Below are 11,246 nucleotides of genomic sequence, written 5' to 3' on the forward strand. Positions count from 1 at the left end.
CGAACCCATCCCCGGCCGTGGGGGCGGCGATAGGAATCATCGCTCACCACCTCACGGACGACTTCACCACGCACACGGCCCCGTCATCCCTGTGCCGGCCGCCCCTGCCTTGGACCGAGACCGCCTCCCTCACCACCCCTGCGGGGGCGGGATCTTGAGAGGCGGGGACGGGATCCTGAGACCGTACGTGGGGCTTTTCTCCGGTTTCCTCCACCACCTGGCAACCTCCGATAGCCTCCCAGAGGCCCGCATACCCCGGCACGCCACCGACAGGATGCACCTGACTACGGTGGCGGGCCCGCGGTTCATGTGGGCTGTGATCGGCATGACAGACTGACACGGGGAAAACGTGTGCGTGACAAGTCGCCGGATCATGCACAATAAGGCGGGAGCGCCCTTAGCTCAGCGGATAGAGCACCGGACTTCTAATCCGACGGTCGCAGGTTCGAATCCTGCAGGGCGCGCTTTGATCATGCTCTGACCTGCGGTGATGCGGGATCGGATGCGTTCTAGAATTTTCGTCTAGTGGTTGCGTGCTCCGTGCGTGCTCGTGTGCACCAACCCTGCACACACCATGATCATCCGTCGTCTCCTGTGGCTGCGCAAGAGCAGCGGCCCCGCAGCCGCCGCGAGAAGGCGGCGAGTGCGGGGGCCGGATGCTTAATCCGACTGTCAGCTTCTCAGTGAGATGAGTTTCCCGGGCGCGGCCGGGGCTTCCTCGGCGAACAGCAGGGCGGCGGTCTTCTCGGCCGCCGCGGTGGCGACCTGTGGGTAGACGGAGGTGTAGGTGTCGGCGGTGAAGGCGCTGGAGGTGTGTCCCAGCGTTTCCTGTACCACCTTCATCTCCACCCCGGCCGCCAGCATCAGCGACGCAGCGCCGTGACGCAGGTCGTGCAGCCGGATGGGCGGCAGGCCGGCCAGGTAGGCCAGCCAGAGAAACTGGTCGGAGACGTGCTGGGGATGTAGCCGGTTGCCGTCGGCCTGGGTGAAGACGAAGTCGGTGTCTTTCCAGTCTTCGCCCATGGCCAGGCGTTCTTGCAGTTGCTGTTGCCGGTGGGCGCGCAGGACTTGGGCGGTGTCGGTGTCCAGGGCGATAGTCCGGACGGAGGCGTCGGTTTTCGGGGTGCCCTCGTGGACCTGCCAGGCGAGCTGTACGAGTTGCCAGTTCACGGTCAGGGCGTGGCCTTCCAGGTCGACCTCGTTCCAGCGCAGTCCGCAGGCTTCGCCTCGGCGCAGGCCGCGCAGCGCGATGAGTCGGTAGAGGGCGAACAGGCGGTGTGCTTTGGCTTCTTGGAGGAACCGTCGGGTGTGTGCGGGTGTCCAGACCATGACGGGGGAGGGTCGGGGCACGCTGGTGTAGGCGTCGATCGGATCGACCCGCTGACCACACCGGCGCTGCTTTTCCGCCTGCCGGTAGGCGCGGAAGTCCTCTTGCCAGGCGCGGACCCGATCATCGGTCCACACCAGCGGCTTGGGCCGGGTGTGGGCGGGCATCTCCAGGACGGCGGCGGGATTGAAGTCGATCAGTCGGTCTTGGCGCATGGCCATGTTGAGCGCGTGGCGCAGGGTGGCGCGGATGCGGTGCATGGTGGCGATACTGATCGGCCGCCGGAATTTGACGCTGGCCCGCACCAGCGGGTCGGGGTCGGCGCGGTGTTCGGTGATGGTGTCGTTGAACTCCTCGATCTGCTCGAACATCAACGCGATGTCGCTGACCTTGAGCTGATCCAGCCTGAGCCGCCCCAGATAGGGGGTCAGGTAGAGGCGGATGTGGCCTTCGTAGGAGCGGCGGGTGGTCTCCTCGATCTTCCGCTTGCGGTTGAGGAATTCGGCCAGCCACTGTTCGACGGTGATCTCCTGGGTCAGATGCTGCCCGGTCTTGATCTTTCGGCGGACCGTCTCCACGTTGGGCAGCGTGTCGGTCTCGGCCAGCGTCTGCTTGATCAGATCAGCGATTTGCGTGCGCGTGGCGGGCTCACGCGGATCGGCCAGCGCGAGCAGGTCGCGTACCTGGCCGAGTTGGTGGCGTCCCGTGGAGTGGTGTAAATCGTGACGATCAGTGACGGATCTCTGGCATAAAGTGAGCCATCGTGTGACGGTCGAAGGGAGAGGTCTCACGTCCCCCGGAAGGACCGTTCACGATGGCTCTATCCCAGTCTGACCTGACCCTGTGGGGCTCAACAATAGGATTCGATGTCTGACCTGCCGGTTCTTGGTGGTGTCAGTTGGCCATTTGATCAGCTGGCGATCCGGTACTCGTTGATGAGGCCGCCGAGGATGGCTCTGCGGTGGACTCGTTGATCGGCCAGGTCGATGGGGGTTGGCGGGCTTGTTTCGGCTTGCGCTGGGGAAAACTGTCCGATGCCGCGGTGAGGTCGGGCCGTGTTGTAGTGCGCCAGATAGCGGATGAGCGTTCGGCGGAGATGGCGTTCGTTCAAGATGAGCATGTTGTCCAGAAGTTCGCGGCGTAGGGTGCCGATGATCCTTTCGCAGTGTGCGTTCGCTTTCGGGGCCTGCGGTGGACTCTCGATGACGCGCAGGCCGGCGTCGGCGAACACCGCGTCGAAGGCACCGGTGAACTGACCGCCGCGATCGCGGATCAGGAACTTCAGCTTCGTCATGTCAGCGTCAGTGTTCATCAGGAAGTTACGAGCGGCCTGGGCGGTCCACGGGCCGGTGGGGTTGGCGGTTACGCCGAGCAGGTGGGCACGACGGCTGCCGTGTTCGAGCATGATCAGGGCGTACAGGCGTGTGAGGTTGACCGTGTCCACATGCAGGAAGTCCACGGCGACAATATGCTCGGCCTGGGCGGTCAGGAACTGCTTCCACGTCGGCCCGCTGCGGCGCGGAGCGGGGTCGATCCCGGCCCGGTGCAGGATGTTCCAGACGGTAGAAGCCGAGATCTTGTGGCCGAGGCGGGTCAGCTCACCGTGGATGCGCCGGTGGCCCCACCCTGTGTTCTCCGCGGCCATGCGCAGGATAAGGGCCTTGATCGCAGTTGCGGTAGGTGGCCGTCCGGGACGACGGCGGTTGCTGTAGTCCCACTTCTTCGCTACGAGTTTGCGGTGCCAGGCCAGCAGCGTGGCCGGGGTTATCGGGAAGATCTTCCCCCATTGGGGGCGAGGTATCAGGTGCGAGAGCGCCGCGAACCAAAGGCGATCGGTGGGTCCGTACCGCACCCGTGGGACCTGGCGGCGTAGGACCGTGTTCTGGTGTCGAAGTACCAGCAGTTCTGCCTCCTTGGAGACGTCGCGGCGTAGCAGAAGTGCGGGCAAAGACAGCAGGCGCCGGGCGACGGTGTACATCGTGGACAAGATCACGAAATATGATCCCAGCCGGCCCGAACTGGCCGCTCGGCGCCCTCACCCCTTTGGGCCCACCGGACGAAGAGCTCTGCGCTGGGAGTGATTCGAGTTCTTGAGCCTCACAGGCTCCGGCCCGCACGGCGCCCACTGCTGGTGAGGGGACACGGCGGAATCGCATGGCGATAGCTCTCTGACTGAGGGGTGCCAACAAGCCATAAACATCCGATGAATACACCGAACGGTCCGGCCTATCAAGGTTTTCCGGCCAGAAGCGGGCCGGGCTCATCCGATGACTCCTGAGGATCATCGGGCGCCTGCGCGCGGACGAGACTACCCCCAAATTTAATTCTTAACGAAGTTAATTGCTGTTACAGTCGGTTGCAATTCCCCTCAGCCGCTTCGGGAGGACCCTGTTGAACTGGCTACTCGTCGGCCCGTTGATCGCCGGACTGCTGACAGCTCCCACCACCCCCGCCGACACCTGGACCGTCGAGGCCCCCGCGGGCGGGCCCGTCGCCACCGTCCACCTCGACGCGCAGGGCAGCCCGTCCGTGGCCGTGTCGCGCGGCGGAGCGACCGTCCTCAACCCGAGTCCGCTCGGCGTCACCACGGAACAGGCCGACCTCACCACCGGCCTGAGTCTGACCGGCCGCTCCAGCCGCGCGGTCGTCGAGAAGTACTCCACCACGGCGGGCAAGCGCCTCCATCGCCTGTCCGTGATGAAGGAGACCCGCTTCCGCTTCACCCGAGGCGATTCCGAGCTCGACCTGGTCGTCAGGGCGGCCCGCGACGGCGTCGCCTACCGCTACGAGCTGCCCGGCGCGGGCGCCGTGCTCGGCGAGGCCTCGGCGTTCGCCGTTCCGGCCGGGTCCACCGCCTGGCTGGCCAGGCATCGCGCCGACTACGAGAACCCGTTCATCCAGTACGCCGACGTTCCCCCGGCTGAATACCAGATGCCCACCCTGTTCGGGGTCGGCCAGAACTACCTCCTGCTGGCAGAGTCGGCGCTGAACGGCGCCTACACCGGCCCCCGCCTGGTACGCGACCAGGACACCTACAGGATCGCCCTCTGGGACGCGCGGGTTCCCTACGACCACGGCCTGGCCACCCCCTGGCGGGTCATGGTCACGGGCGACCTCGCGACCGTCACCGAGTCCACCCTCGTCGACGACCTCGCGCCCGGCTCCCGGGTCGCCGACACCTCGTGGATCAAGCCGGGCAAGGTGCTGTGGAGCTGGCTGGCCGACGGCCGGAGCGCGCAGCAGAGCCTTAAGCGGCAGAAGGAGTTCGTCGACTACGCCTCGCAGCACCGCTGGCCGTACGTGCTGGTCGACGCCGGCTGGTACGACGATCCGGACACCGGCGAGCGGGCCTGGACGGACCGGACACCCGAGTTCACCTGGATGCCCGAGCTCGTCGAGTACGGCAAGGCCCGCGGGGTCGGCATCATGGCGTGGCTGCGATTCTCCGACTTCGACACCCACGACAAGCGCGTCCAGCGCTTCGGGCTGCTGCGCCAATGGGGCGTCCAGGGCGTCAAGCTGGACTTCATCGACTCCGAGGCGCAGGAGCGGCTGCAGTGGTACGACGAGACGCTGCGTGACCTGGCCGACAACCACCTCATGGTCAACTTCCACGGCTCGTCCGTGCCCAAGGGGATCAACCGGACCTGGCCCCACGTGATGACCATGGAAGGGGTGCACGGTGCGGAGAAGTCGTCGAACCTGACCACCAGCCACCTGGCGGCCCTGCCGTACACCAGGAACCAGATCGGCTCGATGGACTACACGCCGATGGCCTTCCAGCGGGCCGGCCGGCCCACCTCCGACGCCCACGAGCTGGCGCTGTCGGTGGTGTTCGAGTCGGGGCTCGCGAACCTGGCCGGGTCGCTGGAGGCCTACCGGGCGCGGCCCGAGGCCGAGCGCTTCCTCGACCAGGTGCCCACGGTGTGGGACGAGACGCGGCTGCTGTCGGGGAGGCCTGCCGACCACACGGTGATGGCCAGACGCAGCGGCGACCGCTGGTTCATCGGCGCCGGGGTCTCCGGGGCGGCCCGGACGCTCCAGGTGCCGGTGGGCTTCCTGCCCGGGCGCTGGCTGGTCGAGGTGACCCGCGACGGCGCAGGCGGTCTCGTTCGCGAGGCGCACGTGGTGCGCGGCAGCACGTTGGCGGTAGAGGTCGGAGCCGAGGGCGGTTTCGCCGCCATCGCCTGCCGCTGGCGGCCCGGGCTGACGACCTGCGCGCGCTGATGACACATCCGGTACGGCGGGCCGCCCGCCGTACCGGAGCCCTGCTCAGCCCTTGAGGCCCGAGGTCGAGATGCCCTCGGTAATGCGGCGCTGGAAGATCAGGAAGAAGCCCAGGACCGGGATCAGCGACAGCACCGCCATCGCGAGCATCGGGCCCCAGGTGGAGCCGCCGCTGGAATCGAGGAACGCTCGGAGCGCGAGGGGCACCGTATAGGTGGACACGTCGCTCAAATAGACGAGCTGGCTGAAGAAGTCGTCCCACGTCCAGATAAAAGTGAATATGGCGGTCGTGATCAGCGCGGGCCGCGACAGCGGCAGAATGATCTTCCAGTACACCAGGATGGGCCCGCATCCGTCGATGCGGGCCGCTTGGTCCAGCTCGCGCGGCAGCGACCGGATGAACTGCACCATCAGGAAAATGAAGAACCCGTCCACGGCCAGGAACTTCGGCACGATCAGCGGCAGGAACGTGTCGATCCAGCCGAGGTACTTGAACAGTGTGTACTGCGGCACGATCAGCACGTGGATGGGCAGCATGATCGACATCATCATGATCGCGAACCAGAGTCTCCTGAACCGGAAGCTCAGCCGGGCGAAGGCGTAGGCCGCCATCGAGCACGACATCACGTTCCCGGCTACGGTCGCCGCGGCGATGAGGAACGAGTTCGCGAAGAAGCCGCTGAAGGGCACTCCCAGCGCGGTCCAGCCGGTGGCGTAGTTGTCGGCGACCACGGTCTCCGGCATCAGCCCGGGATCGGCGAAGATCTCGTCGTTGGGCTTGAACGAAGAGCTGATCAGCCAGAACAGCGGATAGAGCATGACGAGCGCACCCACCACGACCAGCAGGTGGACGGCCCAGCGACGGCTAGTCGGCATAGTGAACCCAGTACCTCGCGGAACGGAAGGCCAGCGCGGTGAAGGCCGCGGTCACCAGGAGGAGCACCCAGGCCAGCGCGGAGGCGTAGCCCATCCGGAAGTTCCCGAAACCCTCCTGGTAGATGAACAACGTGTAGAACAGCGTGGAGTCCGCCGGCCCCCCGGTGCCGCCGCTGATGATGAAGGCGGGAGTGAACGCCTTGAAGGAGTTCACCGTCTGCAGCACCAGGTTGAAGAAGATGATCGGGCTCAGCATGGGCAGCGTGATGCGGAAGAACGCGCGCACCGGCCCGGCGCCGTCCACCGCGGCGGCGTCGTAGAGCTCGGCGGGTATCTGCTTCAACCCGGCCAGGAAGATCAGCATGGGCGAGCCGAACTGCCAGACATGCAGCAGGATCAGCGTGTAGATCGCGTACTGGGGGGTGGAGATCCAGCTCGGCCCCACGATCCCGAAATGTTGCAGGACGTCGTTGATCAGGCCGTCCGCCCCGAAGATCTGCCGCCACAGGATCGCCACCGCGACGCTGCCGCCGAGCAGCGACGGCAGGTAGTAGGCGGCGCGATACAGCCCTATGCCCCGCATGGGCCGGTTCAGCAGCACCGCGACCAGCAGCGCGAACGCGCCGGACAGCGGCACGGAGAGCACGACGTAGATCAGGGTGACCCGCACGGCGTTGACGAAGTGCGGGTCGTCGGTGAGCATCCTGGCGTAGTTGTCCAGCCCCACGAAGGACGGGGCGGTGAGCAGGTCGAAGTCGGTGAACGAGAGCGCCAGCGAGGCCAGGATCGGCCCGCCGGTCAGCAGCAGCAGACCGGCGAACCACGGCAGCAGGAACAGGTAGGCGGAACGCCCCTCTACTTGAGCACTCGTCGGGCTTCTTCGAAGAATTGCGATACCCCCTGGTCGATCGTGAACTTGCCGAAGCCGATCTGCTGGTTGATGTTCATGAGCACCTTGTTGTGCAGCTCACCGGCGCCGAGCGGCTGCGGTGGCGGGAGCGGGCCGATCGTGTCCTTGATCGCGTCGATGTAGTCGAAGACGAGCTGCTCCGACGGCGACGCCTTGGGTCGCAGCGCGGCGCGGACCGGGTTCGCGGGCGGGATGCCGCGCTCGGATCCGAGCTGGCCGGCCACGGCCACGTCCACGAGCAGCGCGTTGACCAGGGCCACCGCGTCGTCCTTGGCCTTGGTCGCGGAGCTGACGGTCAGCAGCATGGACGGCTTGTAGTACTGGCCGGGCTTGTCGCCCGTCGGGAAGGTGTGGATGCCGATCTCGTCCTTGGTGAGCGAGGTGTAGGCGGTGAGCTGGTTCGACCAGGCGAAGTCCATGACCGCCTTGCGGGTGGCGACCAGGCTGTTCTGCACGTCGCCCAGTGCGGTGGCCTGGACGTCCGGCGGCGTGGCCGCGCCCGCCTTGCGCAGGCCGTCCCAGAACGTGAACCATTCCTTCAGGTCGTTCTCGTCGTAGGCCAGCCTGCCGTCGGCGGTGAAGAACATCTTGCCCCGCTCCAGCAGCCAGTTCTCCAGCGCGCCGCCGTCCTGGGCGCCGTCCTCGGTGCCGAAGACGCCCTTGCCCGCCAGCTTCTTCGCCAGCTCGCCGTACTCGGGCCAGGTGAAGGTGTCCGGGATCTCCACCCCGCGCTCGGCCGCCAGGCTCTTGTTGACGATGAGGGCCGCGGAGTTGATGCCGAAGTTCACGGCGTACTGCTTGCCGTCGATCTTCCCCGCGTTCGCCACGTCGGGGTCGAAGCCGGACAGGTCCAGGCCCTTGCCGAGGTACGAGCCCAGGTCCAGCAGGCTGCCGCGCCTGGCGTACTCGCCGAGGTAGGAGTAGTCCATCTGGATCACGTCGGGGGCGTTGCCGCCCGCGGTCTGCGTGGCCAGCTTCTCCCAGTAGCCGTCCCAGCCGGAGAACTGGGTCTTGATCTGGACGCCGGGCCTCTTCTTCTTGAAGGCGTCGATGGCCTTCTGCGTTGCGGTATGGCGTGCCGTACTGCCCCACCAGGCGAACTGGAGGCTGGCACCCGAGCTTCCGCCCCCGGCGCAGCCGGCCAGGGCGAGCGTGGCGGCGGCCGCGCCGACTTGGAGGAATCCTCGTCTGCTGAGAGCACTCATGCGGGGGTGTCCGTCCATGTACCAGGCGAAAAAATATTTAACTCGGGACGTTAATTGTGGCCGTAACAGCACGTCAAGCCTTCTGGTAAACGGTTGCGGCATCGAGACGCTCGGACCTTTGGGCCCTCTTGACCGTGATCCAGGCGGGAAATACCGTCATGGGTGCCTAACACATCCGATCTATCCACGATGAGAGGCACCCAATGGATCGGCGAGACCTGCTGAAGGCCGGAGGCATCCTGGCCGGGAGCGCACTGCTGTCCGGCGGCTTACCCGGACCGGCGTCAGCGCAGGCCGGGCACTTCCGGGTGATGACGGCCGCGAGCGGCGTAGCGGCGAGGACCGACAGGCGGCCGGTCGCAGGCGGAGTCCATGATCCGGAAACCGGGACGACGTTCATCTCGTGGGGCGGGATGAACGAGGACAGCTACGTACAGGCATTCCGCGACGGAACCTGGTCGCCGCCGCTGAAGATCATCGATGGGCGCGGCGACTCCCACAACTACCCGACCATGGTGCAGGCGGACGACGGGCACCTCGTGGTGGTCGTCGGGATGCACAACGGCGAGACCGTGGTCGCCAGGTCGCCGCGGCCGCACGCCATCGACGGCGGATGGGACGTCCGGGTCGTCGCGGAGGGGGCGGCGGCCAGCTACCCGATGCCGTTCAAGACGGCCGACGGGCACCTCTTCGTGTTCTTCCGCGAGACCACCAGAACCCTGGTGCCGAGCGCGCCGACGGACAACCGGCCGATGCTCTTCATCAGGTCGGCCGACCACGGAGTCACGTGGCAGAGCTCCAAACAGCTCACCGGCCTGCCGTACGCGCTCGGCTCGACGGACAGGTCGGACAACCTCAACGAGATCTACGTCGGGCAGCTCAGGTACCAGCGACAGCCCGAGCGCGTGCACCTAGTGTGGACGCTGGCCGGGGGCGGTCCGACCCAGCACAAGCACGACTACTACCACAAGGACATCCACTACGCCTGGTTCGACCCGAACGCACTGACCTTCCACGCCGCCGACGGGGCCGACCTGGGGCCGCAGCTCACCAACGACGAGATGGAGGGGCCCTGCAAGGTGGCGGTGACGCCACTCGAGCGCCCGGGTGACGTCGTCTCGCCCGACTACATCCAACTCGTCGGCTGGCTGGAGAACGGACGGCCGTTCGTGGTCTGGTTCACCAGGGACGCGTCCCTGGGCTTCCACGACTTCTCCTCGGTGTGGACCCCGCGCGGCTGGCAGACCAGCGAGGTGGCCACCGGGCTGCGGACCAGGGAAATGGAGCAGATCGGGCCGCACACATGGCGGGTCTACACCACGGTCGACGGCGAAGCCGGCATCGCGACCCATCGGCTCGGGCATGGCCGGCGGTGGGAGGCCGAGACCGTGATCCCCACCCCCCAACCGGTCCAGCGGATCGAGCTCATCACCGGCTTTCGCGACCCGGCCAGGATCCTGGCCACCGGAGTGTCGAGCGCCCGCGAGGTCACCGTGGCCGACGGCGACGTCTACGTGGCGGGCCTGGCATGAGCGAGCTGATCCGCCCGGTGACCTCGGCGCGCCAGGCTCGCCGGGGCCTGGCGGTCTAGCCGCCGGCGCGGATGACGCCGTGCTCGCAGGCGTACACGACGGCCATCAGATGAATCCCTCTGCCAGCACCCCCCAATCGGAGACCCCATGTCAGAGAATCACTCCTCGCGGCGTACCTTCCTCGGAGGTCTTGCCCTGGGCGGTGCTGCTGCCGCGCACAGCCCCGCCTTTCCCGCGGCCGCTTCCACCATCACGTCCACCGCCGAGGTGTTCGAGCGCACCGGCCTCCTTCCCATCCGCGACAAGATGCGCAACGACGGCCAATGGGCGAAGTTCCTCGAAGGCCAGGACCTGGTGTGGGGGCGCCTCCCACGCCAGTGGCACGAGGGCCCGTTCCTCGGCAACGGCCTGCTGGCCACCACCATTTACATCCCCGAGGGCCAGAACGGGGTCCGCTTCGACGTCCAGCACAGCGAGGTCCAGGACCACCGCCCCGACATCGACGCCAAGTACGGCCTGTGCCGCCTGCCCATCGGCTACCTGACGCTTCAGCCCAAGGGCACGATCACCGGCGTCGACTGGCGCCTGGACCTGTGGAACGCCGAGCTCAAGGGCACCATCACCACGGACCTAGGCACCATCGCGTTCACCGCCTTCGTGCACAGTGAGCGCCAGGTCATGCTGATCCGCGTCAAGCCGGACACCGCCGAGCGGGAGACGGCCTGGACGTTCACCCCGCTGCCCTCGATCAGCCCCCGCCAGATCACCAACCCCGACCCCGGCTACCAGCCGAACCCGCCCAGCACCCTCAAGAAGGACGGCGACGTCAACCTCTGCGTCCAGCCCCTGCTGGCCGGCGGCCACTACGTCACCGCCCACCAGGAGGTCACCCGAGACAACGAGCGCTGCCTGTACATCACCGTGGCCCACTCCCACCCCGAGGAGACCGCCGAGGCCCCCGCTGTACAGACGATCAAGAGCGCTCGGAACCGCACGTGGCGGATACGTTCGGCGGTGGTGGCGATCTCGTCGACCGGGGTGATCTAGGTGGCTGGTGTTTTTTGATCTGTCTCGCGTAGGTCTGTCCTGGTGTGCCAGGGTGATCGGTGTTGGTCGCCGGGCGTGGGGAGAGATCGAGCGATGGCAGTGGGCCAGACTCCGATGCAGCC

At 66.8% G+C, this 11,246-nt stretch carries 8 protein-coding genes and 1 tRNA gene; 4 read left to right on the plus strand and 5 right to left on the minus strand.

Features of this window, described 5'->3' with window-relative positions:
- Positions 1-391: 391 nt before the first annotated feature.
- Positions 392-464, plus strand: a tRNA-Arg gene (locus tag ITP53_RS49330).
- Between the two features lie 208 nt (positions 465-672).
- On the opposite strand, the gene ITP53_RS49335 is transcribed toward ITP53_RS49330, so the two are convergent.
- Both ITP53_RS49335 and ITP53_RS49340 read right to left on the minus strand, forming a co-directional pair.
- On the minus strand, positions 673-2,118 hold the full coding sequence (locus tag ITP53_RS49335) for a tyrosine-type recombinase/integrase (protein ID WP_195902407.1): 1,446 nt from the start codon (positions 2,116-2,118) through the stop codon (positions 673-675).
- Positions 2,119-2,237: 119 nt separating this feature from the next.
- A complete protein-coding gene (locus ITP53_RS49340; protein WP_207757531.1) occupies positions 2,238-3,305 on the minus strand; it encodes an integrase core domain-containing protein in 1,068 nt (355 codons plus the stop codon).
- A 413-nt stretch (positions 3,306-3,718) separates the two neighbouring features.
- Between ITP53_RS49340 and ITP53_RS49345 the strand changes: the two genes are divergently transcribed.
- Entirely contained in the window at positions 3,719-5,554 is a 1,836-nt protein-coding gene (locus tag ITP53_RS49345) for a glycoside hydrolase family 97 protein (protein WP_207757532.1), read from the plus strand.
- A gap of 45 nt (positions 5,555-5,599) precedes the next feature.
- Here ITP53_RS49345 and ITP53_RS49350 read toward each other — a convergent pair whose 3' ends face one another.
- Genes ITP53_RS49350 through ITP53_RS49360 form a run of 3 tightly spaced genes read right to left on the minus strand, consistent with a single transcriptional unit; the run spans position 5,600 to position 8,545 of the window.
- A complete protein-coding gene (locus ITP53_RS49350) occupies positions 5,600-6,430 on the minus strand; it encodes a carbohydrate ABC transporter permease (RefSeq protein ID WP_195902409.1) in 831 nt (276 codons plus the stop codon).
- Positions 6,420-7,325: a carbohydrate ABC transporter permease gene (locus ITP53_RS49355; RefSeq protein ID WP_195902414.1), complete on the minus strand. Its 906-nt coding sequence runs from the start codon at positions 7,323-7,325 to the stop codon at positions 6,420-6,422. Before ITP53_RS49355 ends, ITP53_RS49350 begins: the two co-directional genes overlap by 11 nt.
- Positions 7,286-8,545 carry an ABC transporter substrate-binding protein gene (locus ITP53_RS49360; RefSeq protein WP_195902410.1) on the minus strand — a complete coding sequence of 420 codons (1,260 nt, stop codon included), beginning with the start codon at positions 8,543-8,545 and terminating at the stop codon, positions 7,286-7,288. Before ITP53_RS49360 ends, ITP53_RS49355 begins: the two co-directional genes overlap by 40 nt.
- A gap of 203 nt (positions 8,546-8,748) precedes the next feature.
- Here ITP53_RS49360 and ITP53_RS49365 point away from each other — a divergent pair, with 203 nt between their 5' ends.
- Both ITP53_RS49365 and ITP53_RS49370 read left to right on the plus strand, forming a co-directional pair.
- Entirely contained in the window at positions 8,749-10,077 is a 1,329-nt protein-coding gene (locus ITP53_RS49365) for a BNR-4 repeat-containing protein (protein WP_195902411.1), read from the plus strand.
- Positions 10,078-10,224: 147 nt separating this feature from the next.
- Positions 10,225-11,124: a hypothetical protein gene (locus ITP53_RS49370; RefSeq protein ID WP_195902412.1), complete on the plus strand. Its 900-nt coding sequence runs from the start codon at positions 10,225-10,227 to the stop codon at positions 11,122-11,124.
- Positions 11,125-11,246: the final 122 nt, after the last annotated feature.

It is taken from the genome of Nonomuraea cypriaca (genome assembly GCF_015645445.1).
GTDB classification, from domain to species: Bacteria; Actinomycetota; Actinomycetes; order Streptosporangiales; family Streptosporangiaceae; genus Nonomuraea; species Nonomuraea cypriaca.